Source organism: Pseudomonas sp. W4I3 (genome assembly GCF_030816195.1).
Lineage (GTDB): Bacteria > Pseudomonadota > Gammaproteobacteria > Pseudomonadales > Pseudomonadaceae > Aquipseudomonas.
Map to the genome: position 1 here is coordinate 2,034,903 of NZ_JAUSXS010000001.1, position 17,900 is coordinate 2,052,802.

Below are 17,900 nucleotides of genomic sequence, written 5' to 3' on the forward strand. Positions count from 1 at the left end.
ACCCCGCTTTTAAGGGCGGGGTCTTTTCGACTAAGTCAGTACAAGTTAGATAACTTGAACTTCTTCAGCTTGCATGCCTTTCTGACCGCGGGTAGCGATGAAAGAAACCTGTTGGCCTTCTTTCAGGCTTTTGAAGCCGTCGGATTGGATAGCTTTGAAGTGAACGAACAGGTCGTCACCGGATTGTGGAGTGATGAAGCCGAAGCCTTTTTCATCGTTGAACCACTTAACGGTACCAGTTTGGCGATTAGACATGGTGTAACTCCTTGAACAAAGTTAACTGCGACTCAGGAAAAGCCCTGGCCGAGACTGAGTGCAAAGAGCAGGAAAAATTCTTGGAGATGGTTGGATCGAAATTCAACATATCGTGTAGAGATTCTCAGTGACACAAGCAACACAGTGACGCCACCTTAACCCTTTTTCCGGAACGTGCCAATGGTATTTCCGAAGGTTTCTCTATTTTCGTGACTGGCGGTGGTATTTATTGTCCCGCAAACCCGCCGCAAGAGTCCCGGCCCCGCTGGCTGCGGGTTACAGAGGCGGGTGCATTCGTCATTAAAAGCCCTGCGCCCTTTGAACCCCACCGCCGGCCCCGGTAAGATGCCCCACAGAATTTTTCCACCTCGCTATTCAGGACATCGCCATGAGCATCAAATCGGACAAGTGGATTCGCCGCATGGCGCAGGAACACGGCATGATCGAACCGTTCGTTGAGCGCCAGATTCGTGGTGAAGGCGACGATCGTGTGATTTCGTACGGGGTTTCCAGCTATGGCTACGACGTGCGTTGCGCCGATGAATTCAAGGTGTTCACCAATATCAACTCGGCGATCGTCGATCCAAAGAACTTCGACGAAAAAAGCTTCGTCGACGTCAAGAGCGATGTCTGCATCATCCCGCCAAACTCCTTCGCCCTGGCCCGCACCGTGGAGTTCTTCCGCATTCCGCGTGACGTATTGACCATCTGCCTGGGTAAGAGCACCTATGCCCGTTGCGGCATCATCGTCAACGTGACCCCACTGGAACCCGAGTGGGAAGGCCACGTAACCCTGGAGTTCTCCAACACCACCACGTTGCCGGCGAAAATCTACGCCAACGAAGGCGTGGCACAGATGCTATTCCTGCAGTCCGACGAAGCGTGCGAAGTGTCCTATAAAGACCGTGCCGGCAAGTATCAGGGCCAGCGCGGCGTCACTCTCCCACGCGCTTGATCGAAAGCTCCTACGGCTTAAGGGAATTAGTCTGCGGAAATCGACTCTATCTAGGTGTACTGCCTCGGCGCGTGTAGAACGCGTCGGGCCACGCTTGAGGAGTGCCTTATGAAGATCAACCCGCGAATCAGCGCAGAACTTGCCCGGCTTGAACCCAACCAGATTGGTGTTCTGGCCTGGTCCCTGATGGCCGATCCTGCTTATGCGGGCGGCATCCCCGGCCAACCTGAACCGGACTATCCGCAGCCCACCGAACCGGGTGAGCCGACCCTGCCGGACGAGCCGCCTCCCTCGCCTGTCGCCTGATGCTTGGGCGTACGCCTGCGCTTCATTAAACCGGCCAGACGTCATGATCGCCAATCACAAAGATTCGGCGTTCATTGTCTGGCGCCACTGCGTAACCGCCGGTAAAGGCGCCGAACGCTGGCAGCAGGCTGATGCCCTTGCCAATCTGGAAGCACGGCAGGCGTAGGCTCTGGCGACCCCTGCCGCGCAAGCGGTACACCGGATGAACATGTCCCGCCAGCACATGGTGGCTGGGATGGGCGTGCGGTTCGTGCTGCAAGGCGAATGGCCCCATCAGTAAAGGTTCCGGTACAACGTCGATGCGCAGGTCGGCAGGCGGATCACCAGCGCGTTGATCGTGATTGCCGCGAATCAGCGTGATCGGCAACTCGGCATGTCGTTCGCGCCATGCTCTGAGCGCGCCCAGGGTGCCGCTGGCATGGGAACCGGGGCCGTGAAGGAAATCGCCGAGGAAGATTATCTGAGCGCAGGTGAACGCTGACAGCAAGCGATCCAGGCGCTGCAGGTTTTCGCTGGTGGTGCCTTGCGGCACCGGTTGCCCGAGGCTGCGATAGGCCGAGGCCTTGCCGAAGTGCGCGTCGGCGATCAACAGGCTTTGGCGCGCTGGCCAGTAGATCGCTTTGTCCGCCAGCAACCACAATTGCTCACCCTCAAGCGTTACCGAACACACCATTAATCTTTTCCTCTGTCCGCGACTTTTTCCAGGTCCTTGACCATACGTGCGATGCGCTCCGAGAGCTTTTCCGAACTCAGGCTTTCGCGCATGCGCTCCACCAGCAGCGGGAAAGCCAGTGGCGTGGGCCGCTTGATCACATGCAAGTCCAACTGCAGCGCCGATAGACGCAGCAATGTCTCTTCCAGCCGCTGAATGTCCAGTTCATTGCGCAGAACTTCTTCGCCGGCCTGGGTCAGCAGCAGGTTCTGCGGGTCATATTGTTTGAACACTTCGAAGAACAGGCCACTGGAGGCCTGTACCTGCCGCGTGCTTTTTGGCGCACCGGGATAGCCGGCGAACACCAATCCGGCGATGCGCGCAATTTCCCTGAAGCGCCGCAACGCCAGTTCACCGGCGTTGAGGCTGGCGGCTACGTCCGTGAGCAAATCCTGTGGGCTGAGCAGCGCCTCGTTCAACCGTTCTGGCCAGTGCACCTCAGTGGCGCTCAGCAACTCCAGCCCATAATCATTGACGGCAATGGAGAAGGTCACCGGTTGCTGGCGGCTGACGCGCCACGCCAGCAAACTCGCCAGCCCTAGATGCACCTGGCGCCCGGCGAACGGGTATAGAAACAGGTGCCAGCCTTCGCGCGACTTGAGCACCTCCGCCAGCAAATGGTCGCGGGTCGGCAGGCCGGACCAACTCAGTTGTGTCAGCAGCAACGGCTGCACCGCCTGCATCTCCGGGCCCTCGAACCGCCCCTGGGCTGCCGCATCGAAGCGCTCGATCACCGCCTGTGCCAGCTCATTGGAAAGTGGCATGCGCCCGCCATTCCAGCGTGGCACGGCAGCTTTTTTCGCGGCGCTGCGGCGTACATAAGCGGTCATGTTTTCCACACGCACCAGTTCCAGCAGGCGCCCGGCGAATAGGAAGCCGTCCCCCGGCTTGAGGCGGGCAATAAAGCCTTCCTCGACACTGCCCAGGTTCTTGCCGCCGCCACCTTTGCTCCAGTACTTCAGATGGATGCTCGCATCGCTCACGATAGTGCCCACGCTCATGCGGTGACGGCGCGCCAATCGAGCATCGGGGACGCGCCAGATGCCGTGCTCATCGGGTTCCACGCGGCGGTAATCCGGATAAGCGGTGAGCGACAGCCCGCCATGGCGCACAAAAGCCAGCGCCCAGGCCCAGTCGGCGTCGCTGAGCTCGCGGTAGGCCCAGGCGCCGCGTACCTCTGCCAACAACGCATCAGGGGTGAATCCGCCGCCCAGGGCCATGCTGACCAGATGCTGCACCAGCACATCCAAGGGTTTGTAGGGAGATTCGCGGGCTTCGATACGTCGCTGGGCTATCGCATCCTTTGCCGCGGCTGCCTCCACCAGTTCCAGGCTGTGGGTCGGCACCAGTGTCACCCGGGATGGCCGACCTGGGGCATGCCCCGAGCGGCCGGCGCGTTGCATCAGGCGCGCCACACCCTTGGCCGAGCCGATCTGCAGCACCCGCTCCACCGGCAGGAAATCCACACCCAGGTCCAGGCTGGAGGTACACACCACCGCCTTAAGCTGGCCTTCTTTGAGCGCGCGCTCCACCCAGTCCCGGGTCTCCCGCGACAGCGAGCCGTGATGCAACGCAATCAGGCCGGCCCAGTCCGGCCTGGCTTCCAGCAGTGCCTGGTACCAGATTTCCGACTGCGCCCGGGTATTGGTGAACACCAGGCAACTGCTGCTGGCGTCCACTTGCGCCACCACTTGGGGCAGCATCTTCAAGCCGATATGCCCGGCCCACGGAAAACGTTCGGCGATGGGCGGCAGCAAGGTGTCGACCTGCAACTGTTTGGCCGTTTGCCCCTGTACGTTGATCCCGCCACCCTGTGGGACTAACACCTCCAGCGCGTGAGCCTGGTTACCCAAGGTCGCGGAAATACCCCACACCAGCAATTCGGGGTGCCAACGCCTCAGTCGCGCCAATGCCAATTGCAGTTGCACACCGCGTTTATTGCCGATCAGTTCATGCCATTCGTCCACTACGACCATGCGCAGGTGTCCCAGGCTGATCTCACTGTCGGCACGGGCGAGCATCAGCGTCAGGCTTTCCGGGGTGGTGATCAAGGTGGTGGGCTGGCGGCGGGTCTGGCGGGCGCGTTCGCTGCTGCTGGTGTCGCCGGTGCGCAGGCCAACAGTCCACGGTATCTGCAGTGCCGCCAGCGGCGCTTCAAGGGCCCGCGCGGTGTCGGCGGCCAGGGCACGCATCGGGGTGATCCACAATACGGTCAGTGGTTCAGCCGGCGCCTTGCGCTTGCTGGCAGCGGGTGGGCGAGTCATCGCGAAACGATTGAGGGCGGCGAACCACAGCGCGTAGGTTTTACCCGCGCCGGTGCTCGCATGCAGTAAACCTGACTGGCCGTCCTTGACGGCCTTCCACACCTCTTTCTGAAACGCGAACGGACGCCAGCCTCGGGTAGCAAACCATTGTTTTGCGAAATCGACGGGTTTTGCCATGCGGCAGCTGACGCTCTGGAGGCTCTATTGCACAGACACTCCAGGCGTCACAAAGGTTTACTTCAAGTTGCCGCTTAAAAACTGCTGCAGCCGCTCGCTCTTCGGATTGCCCAGCACGTCCGCCGGCGCACCTTGCTCTTCCACCAGGCCCTGGTGCAGGAACAGCACTTGGCTGGAGACCTTGCGCGCGAAGCTCATTTCGTGGGTCACCATGATCATGGTGCGGCCTTCTTCGGCCAGGCCCTGGATGACCTTCAACACTTCGCCCACCAGCTCCGGGTCCAGTGCCGAGGTGGGCTCGTCGAACAGCATCACCTCCGGCTCCATCGCCAGCGCGCGGGCAATCGCTACCCGTTGCTGCTGGCCGCCGGACAGGAACGCCGGGTATTGATCGGCCACCCGCGCTGGCAGGCCGACCTTGTCCAGGTAGCGACGGGCGCGGTCTTCTGCGTCTTTTTTGCTGCACCCCAGCACCCGGCGTGGGGCCATGGTGATGTTTTCCAGCACGCTCATGTGGCTCCACAAGTTGAAGTGCTGGAACACCATGGCCAGCCGCGTGCGCAGGCGTTGCAACTCGGCATCGTCGGCTACGCGCATGCCGTGGCGGTCGCTGACCATGCGGATCGCTTGACCGTCCAGGGTCATGGCGCCGTCGTTGGGCGTTTCCAGGAAGTTGATGCAGCGCAGGAACGTGCTCTTGCCCGAGCCGCTGGCGCCGATCAGGCTGATCACGTCACCGGTCTTGGCCTTGAGCGAGACACCTTTGAGCACTTCATTGTCGCCATAGCTTTTATGCAGGCCTTCAACGGTCAATTTGTACATGGAGCGTGCATCCTCAAGGCGAAAGTAGGTAGCCGCTGCGGTAGGCCTGTGCGCCTGCGACATGGCTGATGACCATCCCGGCGGTGGCCATGCGTCGCAGTGAGCGGGCGTAAAGCAGGCCGGCATTGCGGCAATGCACGGGCGTTACGCGGTCGGTAATGGGGTCGATGATTTCGGCGATCAGTTGCCCGGCTTCCAGGTATTCGCCCGGCAAGGCGCTGAACACCAGCAAGCCGCCCACGGGGGTGGTCACCGGTTCCACACCGGCCAGGGGCGTGGCCGGGTAGGCCAGCGCGGGCAGTGGCGCCGCGTCGCCTTCAATGGCACCGAAGTGGATCAGGTAATCGATGATCGCCTGGCAATCCAGGGCCGCCAGACCGTGGTTCACATCGCCCTGGCCGCGCAACTCGACCGTCACGGAGAAACTGCCCAGGGGGATCGGGAAGCGCTCGCCGAAGCGTTGCTGCAACTGCCACCACACCAGGGTGAAACATTCATCGAAGGACTGCCCGCCGGAATCGGTGGCCAGCAGATTGGCCTCAGAGCCCAGGTAACGGGCGAGCGGTTCCACCTGTGGCCAGGCCTCGGGCGTGGTGTAGAGGTGCGCCACCGCTTCGAAATCGCAGTGCAGGTCCAGCACCATGTCGGCCTCGCACGCCAGGCGTTGCAGCACCAGGCGTTGGGACTGCAATTGAGTCGACGCGCTTTGCGCGGCCAGGGCGTCGGATAAGGCGCTGCGGATCAATTGGGCGTTGCGCTGGGCGTCATCGCCCAGCAGGCCTTCGACCTGATCGCCGACCCTGTCGCTAAGGTCGACGAACAGGCGATTGAAATTCTGCCCGCTTTCCAGCTCGTAGCGGCCCAGGGGGATGTCCATCAGCACCTGTTCCAGCCCCACGGGGTTGGCGACCGGCACCAGTACGATTTCGCTACGCAAGCGGCCATCGACCGCCAGCTGTGCCAGGCGCGCCTTCAGATGCCAGGCCACCAGCATGCCCGGCAGTTCATCGGCGTGCAGTGACGACTGGATGTACACCTTGCTGGCGGCCTGTTCCGGGCCGAAGTGGAAACTGTGAATCTGCCGCGCCGTGCCAGGCACCGGTGCGATCAAGTCATGTCGCTGATGACGCATGAACACTCCTTAATGGCTCGGCCCGAGAAAGGCCAGCCAGCGGCGTTCGGCCAACCGAAACAGGCCGACCAGGGCGAAGGTTACGGCCAGGTAGATCAAGGCGGCGATGCCAAATGATTGAAAGGTCATGAAGGTCGCCGAGTTGGCGTCCCTGGCGACTTTGAGGATGTCCGGAATGGTGGCGGTAAACGCCACGGTGGTCGAGTGCAGCATCAGGATCACTTCGTTGCTGTAGTAGGGCAACGACCGGCGCAGCGCCGACGGCATGATCACATAGGCATACAACTTCCAACCGCTCAGCCCGTAGGCCTTGGCCGCTTCGACTTCGCCGTGAGCCATGCTGCGGATCGCCCCGGCGAAAATTTCCGTGGTGTAGGCGCACGTGTTGAGGGCGAAGGCCAGGATCGTGCAGTTCATCGCATCGCGAAAGAACGCATCGAGCACCGGCTGCGCGCGCACGGCGGCGATGCTGTAGATGCCGGTGTAGCAAATCAGCAGCTGGATATAGAGCGGCGTGCCGCGAAACAGGTAGGTGTAGAACTGCACCGGCCAGCGCACCAGGCGCCTGCGCGATACACGGGCGATAGACAGTGGAATCGACACCAGAAAGCCGATCACCAATGCGGCGCTGAGCAGCCACATGGTCATGGCCAGGCCCGTGATTTGCTGGCCGTCGCTATAAAGGAACGGGCGCCAGTATTCCTGCAAAAGCTCGATCATCGCACTGCCTCCCGTGAGCCTGCGGCGTAGCGCCGTTCAAGACGGCGCAAGACAAAGTTGGAGGCACTGGTGATCAGCAGATAGATCAGCGCGGCGATGACCAGGAAGTAGAACAGTTGATACGTGCTCTTGCCGGCGTCCTGGGCCGCCTTCACCAGGTCGGCCAGGCCGATGATCGACACCAGCGCCGTGGCCTTGAGCATCACCATCCAGTTGTTGCCGATGCCCGGCAGGGCAAAGCGCATCATCTGCGGGAACGTCACGTAGCGAAACCGTTGCCCGCGCTTGAGCCCGTAGGCGGTGGCGGCTTCCAGTTGACCACGCGGCACGGCGAGAATCGCGCCCCGGAAGGTCTCGGTGAAATAAGCACCGTAGATAAAGCCCAGGGTGATCACCCCGGCGCTGAATGGGTCGATCTCGATGTATTCCCATTCCATAAAATCGGTCAGGCCGGTCAGCCAGGTTTGCAGGCTGTAGAAAATCAGCAGCATCAACACCAGGTCGGGTACGCCGCGAATCAACGTGGTGTAGAGCTGGGCGGGGATACGCAGGAAGGGCAGGCTGGACAGCTTCGCGCTGGCGCCGAGCAGGCCCAGCAACACACTGACGGCCAGGGACAGCACCGACAATTTGATGGTCATCCAGGTGCCTTGCAGCAACAGCGGGCCGAAACCCTTCAAGCTGAACGCGCTCAGCCCGAGAGTTTGCAACAGATCTTCAAACATAAATCAGGACCTATGGCGGTAAAAAAGCGCCCCTTCAACAAAGGGGCGCCATGGGCATTATTTGCCGCTGTACAGGTTCAGATCGCCGAAGTGTTTTTTCTGGATGGTGGCGTAGGTGCCATCATCGTGTAACGCTTTGATACCTTTATCCAAAAGCGCCTTGAGCTCAGTGTTACCTTTTTTGATACCGACCGCGGTTTTCGACGGCAGCAACGGGTCGTCGATTGCAGCGCTGACTTCGTAGTCAGCACCGGCCGGGGACTTCAGGAAACCCAGCTCAGCCTGAAGCATGTCCTGCACGGAGGCATCGAGACGGCCGGAAGTCAGGTCCGCATACACCTGGTCCTGGTTGGCGTAGGCCTTGGTGGTCACGCCGGCCTTGTCCAGCACAGCCTTGGCGTAGGCTTCCTGGATGGTGCCTTGTTCGTAACCCACCGATTTGCCCTTGAGCGACTCAGGCGTCGAATACCCGGCGCCTTTCTTGAACACCAAAGATGTTGGGCCCGAGAACAGCTCGTTGGAGAAGTCGATAGCCTTTTCGCGCACCGGGGTCACGGTCATGGAAGAAATCACGCCGTCGAACTTGTTGGCTTTCAGACCCGGAATCATGCCGTCAAAGTCGCTTTCAACCCACTTGCACTTGACCTTCAGTTCCGCACAAATGGCATTGCCCAGGTCGATGTCGAAGCCCACCAGGCTGCCGTCGGCGGCTTTGGATTCGAACGGCGCATAGGACGGATCGACACCGAAACGCAATTCCTTGTATTCCTTGGCGGTTGCAACACCTGCAGCCATGCACAGAGCCAGTGCAGAAAGGGTCAGCAATGCTTTTTTCATTATGTATTCCCTGGAAACCAAGATAAGCGCTTGTGGCGCGTTTAGGACTGTTACTGAACGGTGTCAGACGGATCCCAAGTAGCAATTTCTGCACCATAGTGCCGAATGATCGTTTTAAAAGATCGGATGAGGGATTTTTAGGCGTAGTAAATGCCCCATTAGTGGGCGCTGAAAGAGTAGCGCACCATTTAAGATCGAGCGGAAATCCAGATGTGGGAGGGGGCTTGCTCCCGATAGCAGTGGATCAGGCACAAATGCTGTGACTGTCACACCGCCATCGGGAGCAAGCCCCCTCCCACAGTTGATTTGTGTTAGGCCAGTAAGTCCTGCAGCGTGGCGAGATTGTCGGCTTCCTCCACCGGCTTGTCCTGGCGCCAGCGCAACATGCGCGGAAACCGCACCGCAATCCCGCTCTTGTGCCGCTTGGACAGGGCGATGCCTTCGAAACCCAATTCGAACACCATGCTCGGCGTCACGCTGCTGACCGGGCCGAATTTTTCCACCGTGGTTTTGCGCACTATCGCGTCGACCTTGCGCATTTCTTCGTCAGTCAGCCCGGAATACGCCTTGGCGAATGGCACCAGCGTGCGCTCGCTGCCCGGCGGACCGTCCCACACCGCGAAGGTGTAGTCGCTGTACAGGCTGGCGCGTCGACCATGGCCGCGCTGAGCGTAAATGAGCACCGCGTCGACGCTGAACGGGTCGACCTTCCACTTCCACCACAGGCCCATGTCCTTGGTGCGGCCCACGCCGTACAGGCCTTTGCGATCCTTGAGCATCATGCCTTCGACACCGAGGCTGCGGGAGGCTTCGCGTTGCGTTGCCAACGCTTCCCAGGTAGGCCCTTCAAGCAACGGCGAGGGCAATAGCACGGGTTGGTTACACGCGGCGATCACCTGTTCCAGCTGCGTGCGCCGTTCAGCCAGTGGGCGGTTGCGCCAGTCGTCGTCGTGATATTCCAGCAGGTCGTAGGCGAGCACCGCCACCGGCGCCTCTTCAAGCACTTTTTTACTCAGGGTCTTGCGGCCGATCCGCTGTTGCAACAGAGCGAAGGGTTGCACAGCGTCCTTCCAGACCACGATTTCACCGTCGATCACCGTGCCGTCCGGCAAACCACTGACCAGGCTGTGAAGCTCTGGGAAGCGCTCGGTCACCAATTCTTCGCCACGGGACCAGACCCACAGGCGGCCTTCACGCTTGACCAACTGCGCGCGGATGCCATCAAACTTCCACTCCATCTGCCAGTCGGCGGGGGCGCCAAGCAGGGCATCAAACTGCTCCACCGGTTGCGCCAAGCCGTGGGCGAGAAAAAACGGATACGGCTGCCCGCCGCGCTGCGCATGTTCGTCGCTCGACTCGGCGGCGATCAGCTTGAGGTAGCCCGCCGCGGTGGGGCGATTGGACAAGTCGGTGTAGCCCACCAGCCGCTGGGCCACGCGCTTGCTGTCGAGCCCGGCCATGGCGGCAAGCGCGCGGGTGACCAGCAGTTTGGACACGCCCACGCGAAAGCTGCCGGTGATCAACTTGATGCACACCATCAGGCTCGGTTGATCCAGCTGCGCCCACAACGCCGGCAAACGTTCGGCCAGATCAGCAGGCGCCAGGCCCCGCAGCGGTAACAGCTTCTCTTCCAGCCACACCGCCAGGCCGTCTTCAGAGGTGTAGGGTCGATTCGGGCAGCAGCAGGGAAATCGTCTCCGCCAGGTCGCCGACGGACTGGTAGCTTTCCTCGAACAACCAGGGCTCGATGCTCGCCGCCTCGGTCGCCATATCCCTGAGCAAGCGCGTCGGTACCAATTGTCGCGGCCGGCCACCGGAGAGGAAGTACACCGCCCATGCGGCATCCTCCGGCGATGCCTGCTGAAAATAGTCTTGCAATGCCGCCAACTTGGCGTTGCTGGACGTCGTCGCGTCGAGGTCGGCATACAGCTCGGCGAAGGCTTTCATACGCTGGCCTCTTCTTCGTCATCGCCGTATTCGGTGCTGAAACCTTGAGCATCCAGGCCTTTCTCGCGCAGATGGCGCACCAGTACGCCCACCGAACCGTGGGTGACCATTACCCGTTCGGCGCCGGTCTGTTCGATCGCCCACAACAGGCCGGGCCAATCCGCATGGTCCGACAGCACAAAGCCACGGTCGACCCCGCGCCGCCGCCGGGTACCCCGCAGGCGCATCCAGCCACTGGCGAAAGCATCGCTGTAGTCGCCAAAGCGGCGGATCCAGGTGCTGCCACCGGTGGAGGGCGGGGCGATGATCAGTGCCTGGCGCAGCAGCGGGTCGTTTTTCTTGAAGTCGCCGGCGTACAGGGTTTCGGGGATGTAGATACCGGCATCGCGGTATACCCGGTTCAGCGGCTCGACGGCGCCATGGCTGAGGATCGGGCCGATGCTGGCGTCGATGCCATGGAGAATGCGCTGGGCCTTGCCGAACGAATAGCAGAACAGCACGCTGGCTTTGCCGGCGGCGACGTTGGCCTGCCACCAGTCATTAATGCCCGCGAAGATCTGTGCCTGCGGCTGCCAGCGGTAGATCGGCAGGCCGAAGGTCGATTCAGTGATGAAGGTATGGCAGCGCACCGGCTCGAAGGGCGCGCAAGTGCCATCGGGCTCGACCTTGTAATCGCCGGACGCGACCCAGACTTCGCCCTGGTATTCCAGGCGCACCTGAGCTGAGCCCAGCACATGCCCGGCCGGATGAAAACTGATGGTGACACCGTGATGCTCCAACGGCTCGCCGTAGGCCAGGGTTTGCAGGTTGATGTCCTGGCCCAGGCGCGAGCGCAGGATGCCTTCGCCGGGGGCGGCCGCCAGGTAATGTTGGTTGCCGGTACGGGCGTGGTCGCCGTGGGCATGGGTGATGACGGAGCGTTCCACCGGGCGCCAGGGGTCGATGTAGAAATCACCGGCGGGGCAGTAGAGGCCTTCGGGTCGGGCAATGACAAGGTCCATGGGGTGACCGGGGAGGAGGGCTTATCATTTAGGAGGATATGACGGTGAGAGAAGTTCTATTTGAATGCATGGGGTCCAAATGTGGGAGGGAGCAAGCCCCCTCCCACATTTGGATTCGGTTTCTTCTGAGAAAACCGGGTTACTTGCCGGGTGTCAGGGTCAGCCGGTTTTTTCCGTACACCTTGTCAAAGTTCTGCGGCTGCATCGGGAAGCTCAGGTATTGCGCCTTGAGCGACGGGTCGATGCCGTTGGCATAGTTCGGGCTGGCCGGGTTGCCGGACTGGCCGATGCCACCCTGGCCCATCATCGGTTCCGGCTGGCCGAAGTCGACGATCATGCGCAGCGCCGACGTCTGGCTCACGTTGAAATCCTGCCCCCAAGTGTATGGCGCCGGATTCAGGGTGTTGTGGTCGCCGCCGCTGGCGAACGGACCACGGATAACCTGCCCGCTGGTGTTCTTCCAGCTGATGGTGTGCAGCTTGCCCCACTGCCAGGTCTTGTGATCGGCACCCAACAAACTGTCGCCGCTGCTGATCGCAGCGGCCAGAGTGCGTGCCAGGATTGCCGGCTTGTCTTCCTTGAGCGGCGTGCGCGTGTCATCCCACAGCGGGCTGTCTTCGCGGCCCAGCAAATGGTCGGCGGTGGCTGCATAAGACAGGTTGGCGTTGCTGACAAAGGCTTTCCAGCTGGCGCTGTGTTCGGGGCCGAGTTTGTCGAGGAAGATCTGCTTGGCGCTTTCCTGCAGGAACAGCTCGTAGACCGCCGCGTCGGCGGACGTTGGCGCAAGGCGGCCATCGAAGGCCATCAATCGTCCGAGTGCTTCGCGTGCCTTGGCCTGTTCGGCGGCGGGCAGCGCATCGATGGCCTGTTTCAGCGGCTGGGCCATGCCCGGCGCCTGGAACATGCCCTTGAGTTTGGCGGCGAAGGTGGTGGTCTGGTCGTATTGCATGGCGATCAGGCTGCGGCTGTCATGCTTGCCGGCATTGGCCAGTTGCGCCAGGCGCTCGCTGCGCTCCGGTGCAGCCCAGGAATTGGACAGCTGCATGCCGTAGCCACGCGGGGCGGTGCGCTGGTTGGCGGTGCCGATCCAGCCTTGAGCCGGGTCCTGGTCATAGGGGTGCAGCATGGCGTCGGCGTAACCGTCCCAGTCAAAGCGCGTGTCCCAGCCCGGCGAGGGCAGCAGGCCTTCGCCTTCGCGGCGGTTGGGAAAGCGACCGGTGACCTGCCAACCGATGTTGCTGGCGTCGGCGAAGATCATGTTCAACGCAATCGCGCGAATTTCGCGGGTGGCGTCCGAGGCCTTGCCGGCGTTTTGCGCGCGGGACAGGTCGAAGAACGCATCCAGGCTCTTGTCATCTTTCAAGTCGGCGGTTTGCAGGGCCAGGCCAAAACCGCTGGTGAGGGCCTGGCTGCTATTGAGCAAGGCACCGTGGCGGGTTTCGTACACCACTTCGCGAATCGAGCGTTGGCCTTTGACGAAGAAGGTCTCGTTACGCACGCCGGCCGGCAGCCATTTACCGTTGTTCTCGTAGTACAACGCGCTGCCCTGGCGTTTGACCTTCTCCAGGAACAGGTCCTGGGTGTCGCCCTTGACCGCGCTCATGCTCCACGCCACCTTGCCGTTGAAGCCCGACAACAGGGTGGGCAGACCGGCAATCGACGCGCCGACCGCCTGATATTTCGGGGCGCGGATTTGCACATAGCTCCAGGGTGATGGCGCTTGCGGCTGGGCCGCGATGTCGTTGGCCATCAGGCTTTTGCCACTGCGGCTGCGTTGCGGTCCGATGGCCCAGTTGCTAGAGGTAGTAACGCCCAGGGCGTTGAGGCTGTTGAGCTGCTGGCTGACCGTGTCCAACCCGGCCAGGCCGGTGATCTGGCTCAGGTTCACACCCTTGAGTTTGTCGGCTTCGGCCAGCGGGATCGCTTCGTCCGGCGCGCTGGGGATAAGCCAGGCGAGCTTGTCGACACCGACTTTTTGCGCCAGCACCAGCGAAGAAATTTCCTGCTGCAGGTTGCTCGACTCGCTGAAATTCAGCAGGCAGAACAGCAGCGCCGAATCTTCCGGCTTCCAGTACTCGGGCTTGTAGCCGGTCTGGGCCAGGTCGGTGGGCAGCTTGTCGCGGTAGCGGAACAGGTAGGCGTTGACGCCCCGCGCATAGACTTCAAAGAAGCGCTTGAGGCGTGGCGATGAGGCGTTGTACAGCTCGCCGGCGCTCTTTTTAAGGTTGACCGCGCGCATGAAGCGGTCGACATCGAGTACCTCCGGGCCGGACATTTCCGCCAAGCGGCCCTGGGCCAGCAGGCGCAAGGTGACCATCTGGGTGATCCGGTCGCTGGCGTGCACATAGCCGAGGCTGAACAGCGCGTCGTGGAAGGTGTTGCTTTCAATCAGCGGCATGCCCTGGGCATTGCGGCGTATCGAGACGTTTTGCGCGAGGCCCTTGATCGGCTGTACGCCGGCCACGGGGGGCAGGGTGTCCTGGGTGTTCTGGAGCTGGCAACCGGCCAGGCTCAACGCACTGGCCACTGCCGCGGCAACGCCGAACCGGGGAAGAAAATGTGTAAGGGCTGGCGAGGCCATGGCAAAGCTCCTGCGGGGGGGTAGCGTCATTAAAGGCGCTACGTTAGTGAGCGCGGTGAAACGACGCAAGCGGGAGTTTTGTAATTGCGTGAGTACTTGGGCTTATGCACAAACCAATGTGGGAGGGGGCTTGCTCCCGATAGCGGTCATTCAGTCAATGTCTATACAGACTGACATACTGCTATCGGGAGCAAGCCCCCTCCCACACTGGATGCTCAATGGCTTAAGCGCCGTGGCACTTCTTGAATTTCTTCTCGCTGCCGCATGGGCAAGGGTCGTTGCGACCTACGTCTTTCAACGCGTTGCGCACGGGCTCCTGATGAGCGTGGCCGCAGTTCGGGCCGTGGACATGCCCGTGGTCGTGATCATGGTGATCGTGATCGTGGTTGCAGTCAGGACCATGGACATGGGGTTGCTGAGTCATCGATGTCGCTCCGGAATAAAATCGCCGGGGATTATCTCGCCATTGTGGGCCACCTGCACGTCATTACCGATGAATAATCCGGTTTTCAGCTCGCCTTCGAGGCGATAGGGCACGGGGCGTTCGGGATTTTTCAGCATTTGCACCACATCGCGTATTCGCGGCCACAGGTTGGTGCGCACCGAGACCTTGAAGACTTTATGGCTGCGCGGCGGCACGGTCAGCCATTCGTTGGACTCGCCCTCAGTCAGCACCAGATCGCCCAGGGTGACCTTGTAGATCAGGCCGCGCACGGTCAGGTCGGCGTCGTCGCGGTTGTCCACGCGAAAGTACAGCTTGAACTTCTGCTCCAGCAGCTTGGCCCGCACCACTTCGACGTTGACCAGTGATACGTGGGGCGGCGGCGCATCGTCTTCGAACCACGAGGCGCAGCCGGTCAGACTCAGGGTTAACGCCAGCATCAAGCTGAAGGTGCGAAACATTGGCGTTATCCTGTCCGGTTGTTAAAAGTAGCTGGAGCAGCACTTCTTGAACTTCTGCCCGCTGCCACACAAACATACATCATTACGCCCGGCCTTCACCTCCACCGTCGGATCGATGAAGTACCAGCGCCCTTCGTTCTGTACGAAAGAAGAGCGTTCACGGTGGCTATGTTCGCCAGTGCTGTCGTGCCAGCGCGCGGTGAAGGTGACGAAAGCGTGTTCCGGCTGGCCGCCGAAGACTTCCGAGCTTTCCACCTCAAGGCCGAGCCAGGTGCTTTGGGCGCTCCAGGCGGCAATGGCGTTGCGGTCCAGGCCTGCTTGCTGCGCCGGCAGGGTGGTGCTCACCAGGTAGTCCACCAGGCCCAGCACGTAAGCGCTGTAACGCGAACGCATCAGCGCCGCGGCACATGGGGCCGGGTGGCCGGCGTGGTAATGGCCGCAGCAGGCGTCCAGCAGGGTGCCACTGCCGCAGGGGCAAATGGATGTGCTCATGGGGTTACCACCAATACTTTCCAAAATTTTCCGGGTTGGCCCAGAAGCGGGCGTTGAGCCAGTCCGGTACTTGTTTATAGTCAAGCAGATCGTAGGTAAACAGTGTCAGCACCTGCTCATCGCGCTGGAATCGCTCACCGGCCTGCAGGGCCAGGGAGAAAAAGTCGGTGTCCTTCCAGTCGCAGGCGGCCAGGTCCACCAGCACCGCGATACGGCTGGCATTTAGGTTGCGGATGCCACCCAGCAACGTCAGACCCTGGGGTTTGGGCAGGTGTTCAAGGCAATCGACCACCAGCGCCAGGTCAAAACGCTGCGCCGCCAGTTCGGCAGGCAGCGGGCCAGGTGGGGCCACGCTGACGAGCACCTCGGAATGCGCCGCTTTAAACGCATCCAGCGCGGGAAACTGGCTGGCGCCCAACAACAACAGGCGTTTGGGGGCGTGCAGGTCCAGCAGCGCAGCCAGTGCTTGCTGGGGCGTACGGGAAGAAATTCCAGCGGTCATTGCAGATCCTCACATCAGGACCGTAGAGACTAGCGCGGCTGGGCGTGCGGGCCTAGCGCATTACCGCCAATACCGCGGGTGTCTGAAGTTTTTTGATCCTTCACTGGCAAATCGCCCGTGGAAGTCGTTACTGTGCGTCCAAAGAAAAATTTGAAAACACTCGGGAGCCCCATGATGCGTAAGGTTTTTCTGCTGGCCCTGTTGGTCAGCCCCGTTGCCCTGGCCCAGAGCGTCAGTGTCGAGACCAACTCGTTGATGCGCTTGCCCAGCAGCACCAGCGTGTTGCAGCTGGAGCGCCTGGACGTGGCGGACTACGGCACCCTGCTGATTCCTGCCACCATCAGCCAGATCTCGGTGGAGCAACTGCATCTGGGGCGTGACGCGCGCATCGCGATTGTCCCTGGCAATACCGCGCTGCAGCTGCAGGTGCGCCAGGCTGAACTGGAGCACGGCAGCCAGATCACATCGCGCGGTGCGCCCGGTACCCATGAAAAACCCGCCAAGGCCGGGCGTGACTTGACCTTGCGTATCGATTCGCTGACGGCTGAAGAACTGTCGGTGGATGCTCGTGGCGGCGCCGGTGCTCAAGGGTATGCGGGGCTGGATGGCGCTAACGGCGAAGACCCAGGGTGCACGTGGGGTTCGGCAGGGCGTGGATTCAATGGCGACAACGGCGGCAATGGCCTGCCGGGGGCGGCGGGTGCAGCGGTGCGTGTCGAGCTGCCCCAGGACTTTCCTGGCGAGCGGATCAAGGTCTGGGTGGACGGCGGTGCCGGTGGCTTGGCCGGTGTAGCGGGCAAACCTGGCAAGGGCGGGCAGTCCAAGGGCTGCCTGGTGTACCGCGCCGACGGCGGCGAAAAAGGCCGGCCGGGGCTAGAGGGGCAGCCGGGGCCGGTTGGGCCTGCGGGGTCTGTGATCATTCAAAGGCTTTGAGTCGCCTGGTAGACCGCCATCGGCGGCAAGCCCCCTCCCACCTTGGGAGCGCATTCCAAATGTGGGAGGGGGCTTGCTCCCGATAGCTGTCTACAAATTTGCTCAGAACATCGGCCGAGCCGAAGCAATCGCCACCACCACCAACCCCACCATCAAGTTAACCCCCACCAATTTGCGGATCTGCCCCAGTGCCGCCGCACCTGCCGGCCAGTCCTCAGCCGCCACCGCCGCCTTCAGCGCCGGAAACTTCAACGCCTGAATGCGGATAAACAGCGCCGTCATCACCAGGTACAAGCCCATCATCACCTGCACATAGCGCGGCGCGGTCTCAAAGCCGTTGAAACGCAAGTGCAGCAGGCCGACACCGCTGATCGGCAAAATCAGCACCGCCACCCACACCCAGACAAAAAAACGTTGAAACACATTTGCCCACAGCTTCAGCCGGGCAGGGCCCTCAAGTGCCGCCATGGCGGCGGGGCGCAGGATCATCCAGGCGAAAAACATACCGCCGACCCAGATCAAAGCGGCCAGTACATGCAGGGTGTAAGCGAGGCTAAACGCGGTCATTGTGGTACTCCGTTCTGCGCGGGATTAATTAGCGGGGTATGATAGCGGCCGATCCGAACCACTGAAAAT

18 protein-coding genes and 1 pseudogene are annotated in these 17,900 nt (G+C 61.5%); 3 read left to right on the forward strand and 16 right to left on the reverse strand.

Annotated features, from left to right (window positions below):
- Positions 1-45 precede the first annotated feature (45 nt).
- Positions 46-255, reverse strand: coding sequence for a cold-shock protein (locus QF045_RS09215; protein ID WP_002554837.1), 210 nt, complete (start codon positions 253-255; stop codon positions 46-48).
- 388 nt (positions 256-643) lie between these two features.
- Between QF045_RS09215 and dcd the strand changes: the two genes are divergently transcribed.
- Together dcd and QF045_RS09225 are read left to right on the forward strand one after the other, a co-directional pair.
- Positions 644-1,210 carry a dCTP deaminase gene (gene dcd / locus QF045_RS09220; RefSeq protein WP_003172320.1) on the forward strand — a complete coding sequence of 189 codons (567 nt, stop codon included), beginning with the start codon at positions 644-646 and terminating at the stop codon, positions 1,208-1,210.
- 108 nt (positions 1,211-1,318) lie between these two features.
- Positions 1,319-1,516, forward strand: a complete 198-nt coding sequence (locus tag QF045_RS09225) for a hypothetical protein (RefSeq protein WP_057723177.1) — start codon at positions 1,319-1,321, stop codon at positions 1,514-1,516.
- A 25-nt stretch (positions 1,517-1,541) separates the two neighbouring features.
- Here the strand turns inward: QF045_RS09225 and pdeM are convergent, their stop codons facing one another.
- The 14 genes and pseudogenes from pdeM to QF045_RS09295 all read right to left on the reverse strand — a co-directional run bounded on the left by pdeM (position 1,542) and on the right by QF045_RS09295 (position 16,331).
- Positions 1,542-2,189 carry a ligase-associated DNA damage response endonuclease PdeM gene (gene pdeM / locus QF045_RS09230; protein ID WP_306491931.1) on the reverse strand — a complete coding sequence of 216 codons (648 nt, stop codon included), beginning with the start codon at positions 2,187-2,189 and terminating at the stop codon, positions 1,542-1,544.
- Positions 2,189-4,669: a ligase-associated DNA damage response DEXH box helicase gene (locus QF045_RS09235; RefSeq protein ID WP_306491932.1), complete on the reverse strand. Its 2,481-nt coding sequence runs from the start codon at positions 4,667-4,669 to the stop codon at positions 2,189-2,191. Before QF045_RS09235 ends, pdeM begins: the two co-directional genes overlap by 1 nt.
- 57 nt (positions 4,670-4,726) lie before the next feature.
- On the reverse strand, positions 4,727-5,491 hold the full coding sequence (locus tag QF045_RS09240; RefSeq protein WP_306491933.1) for an ABC transporter ATP-binding protein: 765 nt from the start codon (positions 5,489-5,491) through the stop codon (positions 4,727-4,729).
- A gap of 13 nt (positions 5,492-5,504) precedes the next feature.
- Positions 5,505-6,623, reverse strand: a complete 1,119-nt coding sequence (locus QF045_RS09245; RefSeq protein ID WP_306491934.1) for a succinylglutamate desuccinylase/aspartoacylase family protein — start codon at positions 6,621-6,623, stop codon at positions 5,505-5,507.
- A gap of 9 nt (positions 6,624-6,632) precedes the next feature.
- Complete coding sequence (locus QF045_RS09250) at positions 6,633-7,343, reverse strand: ABC transporter permease (RefSeq protein WP_306491935.1); 711 nt, start codon at positions 7,341-7,343, stop codon at positions 6,633-6,635.
- A complete protein-coding gene (locus QF045_RS09255) occupies positions 7,340-8,068 on the reverse strand; it encodes an ABC transporter permease (protein WP_306491936.1) in 729 nt (242 codons plus the stop codon). The genes QF045_RS09250 and QF045_RS09255 overlap by 4 nt, the downstream gene beginning before the upstream one ends.
- Positions 8,069-8,125: 57 nt before the next feature.
- On the reverse strand, positions 8,126-8,905 hold the full coding sequence (locus tag QF045_RS09260) for a transporter substrate-binding domain-containing protein (RefSeq protein ID WP_306491937.1): 780 nt from the start codon (positions 8,903-8,905) through the stop codon (positions 8,126-8,128).
- Between the two features lie 311 nt (positions 8,906-9,216).
- A pseudogene (locus QF045_RS09265) lies at positions 9,217-10,852 on the reverse strand (ATP-dependent DNA ligase).
- Positions 10,849-11,853, reverse strand: a complete 1,005-nt coding sequence (locus QF045_RS09270) for a ligase-associated DNA damage response exonuclease (protein ID WP_306491938.1) — start codon at positions 11,851-11,853, stop codon at positions 10,849-10,851. Before QF045_RS09270 ends, QF045_RS09265 begins: the two are co-directional and overlap by 4 nt.
- Positions 11,854-11,992: 139 nt before the next feature.
- Positions 11,993-14,434 carry a penicillin acylase family protein gene (locus QF045_RS09275; protein WP_306491939.1) on the reverse strand — a complete coding sequence of 814 codons (2,442 nt, stop codon included), beginning with the start codon at positions 14,432-14,434 and terminating at the stop codon, positions 11,993-11,995.
- A 223-nt stretch (positions 14,435-14,657) separates the two neighbouring features.
- Complete coding sequence (locus QF045_RS09280; RefSeq protein WP_003189235.1) at positions 14,658-14,858, reverse strand: SEC-C metal-binding domain-containing protein; 201 nt, start codon at positions 14,856-14,858, stop codon at positions 14,658-14,660.
- Positions 14,855-15,337 carry an LEA type 2 family protein gene (locus QF045_RS09285; protein WP_306491940.1) on the reverse strand — a complete coding sequence of 161 codons (483 nt, stop codon included), beginning with the start codon at positions 15,335-15,337 and terminating at the stop codon, positions 14,855-14,857. The genes QF045_RS09280 and QF045_RS09285 overlap by 4 nt, the downstream gene beginning before the upstream one ends.
- Before the next feature lie 21 nt (positions 15,338-15,358).
- Positions 15,359-15,829: a YchJ family protein gene (locus QF045_RS09290; protein ID WP_306491941.1), complete on the reverse strand. Its 471-nt coding sequence runs from the start codon at positions 15,827-15,829 to the stop codon at positions 15,359-15,361.
- 4 nt (positions 15,830-15,833) lie between these two features.
- On the reverse strand, positions 15,834-16,331 hold the full coding sequence (locus QF045_RS09295) for a DUF6231 family protein (RefSeq protein WP_306491942.1): 498 nt from the start codon (positions 16,329-16,331) through the stop codon (positions 15,834-15,836).
- 174 nt (positions 16,332-16,505) lie between these two features.
- Here QF045_RS09295 and QF045_RS09300 point away from each other — a divergent pair, with 174 nt between their 5' ends.
- On the forward strand, positions 16,506-17,264 hold the full coding sequence (locus tag QF045_RS09300; protein WP_306491943.1) for a collagen-like protein: 759 nt from the start codon (positions 16,506-16,508) through the stop codon (positions 17,262-17,264).
- Positions 17,265-17,366: 102 nt separating this feature from the next.
- Here the strand turns inward: QF045_RS09300 and QF045_RS09305 are convergent, their stop codons facing one another.
- On the reverse strand, positions 17,367-17,831 hold the full coding sequence (locus QF045_RS09305) for a CopD family protein (RefSeq protein ID WP_306491944.1): 465 nt from the start codon (positions 17,829-17,831) through the stop codon (positions 17,367-17,369).
- Positions 17,832-17,900 lie beyond the last annotated feature (69 nt).

Coding starts and splice junctions, on each gene's coding strand:
- QF045_RS09245 (WP_306491934.1), bottom strand. CDS start 6,623: ATGCGTCATCAGCGACATGACTTGATCGCACCGGTGCCTGGCACGGCG.
- QF045_RS09215 (WP_002554837.1), bottom strand. CDS start 255: ATGTCTAATCGCCAAACTGGTACCGTTAAGTGGTTCAACGATGAAAAA.
- QF045_RS09260 (WP_306491937.1), bottom strand. CDS start 8,905: ATGAAAAAAGCATTGCTGACCCTTTCTGCACTGGCTCTGTGCATGGCT.
- QF045_RS09250 (WP_306491935.1), bottom strand. CDS start 7,343: ATGATCGAGCTTTTGCAGGAATACTGGCGCCCGTTCCTTTATAGCGAC.
- QF045_RS09270 (WP_306491938.1), bottom strand. CDS start 11,853: ATGGACCTTGTCATTGCCCGACCCGAAGGCCTCTACTGCCCCGCCGGT.
- QF045_RS09300 (WP_306491943.1), top strand. CDS start 16,506: ATGCGTAAGGTTTTTCTGCTGGCCCTGTTGGTCAGCCCCGTTGCCCTG.
- QF045_RS09275 (WP_306491939.1), bottom strand. CDS start 14,434: ATGGCCTCGCCAGCCCTTACACATTTTCTTCCCCGGTTCGGCGTTGCC.
- QF045_RS09235 (WP_306491932.1), bottom strand. CDS start 4,669: ATGGCAAAACCCGTCGATTTCGCAAAACAATGGTTTGCTACCCGAGGC.
- QF045_RS09285 (WP_306491940.1), bottom strand. CDS start 15,337: ATGTTTCGCACCTTCAGCTTGATGCTGGCGTTAACCCTGAGTCTGACC.
- QF045_RS09255 (WP_306491936.1), bottom strand. CDS start 8,068: ATGTTTGAAGATCTGTTGCAAACTCTCGGGCTGAGCGCGTTCAGCTTG.
- pdeM (WP_306491931.1), bottom strand. CDS start 2,189: ATGGTGTGTTCGGTAACGCTTGAGGGTGAGCAATTGTGGTTGCTGGCG.
- QF045_RS09295 (WP_306491942.1), bottom strand. CDS start 16,331: ATGACCGCTGGAATTTCTTCCCGTACGCCCCAGCAAGCACTGGCTGCG.
- QF045_RS09280 (WP_003189235.1), bottom strand. CDS start 14,858: ATGACTCAGCAACCCCATGTCCATGGTCCTGACTGCAACCACGATCAC.
- dcd (WP_003172320.1), top strand. CDS start 644: ATGAGCATCAAATCGGACAAGTGGATTCGCCGCATGGCGCAGGAACAC.
- QF045_RS09225 (WP_057723177.1), top strand. CDS start 1,319: ATGAAGATCAACCCGCGAATCAGCGCAGAACTTGCCCGGCTTGAACCC.
- QF045_RS09305 (WP_306491944.1), bottom strand. CDS start 17,831: ATGACCGCGTTTAGCCTCGCTTACACCCTGCATGTACTGGCCGCTTTG.
- QF045_RS09290 (WP_306491941.1), bottom strand. CDS start 15,829: ATGAGCACATCCATTTGCCCCTGCGGCAGTGGCACCCTGCTGGACGCC.
- QF045_RS09240 (WP_306491933.1), bottom strand. CDS start 5,491: ATGTACAAATTGACCGTTGAAGGCCTGCATAAAAGCTATGGCGACAAT.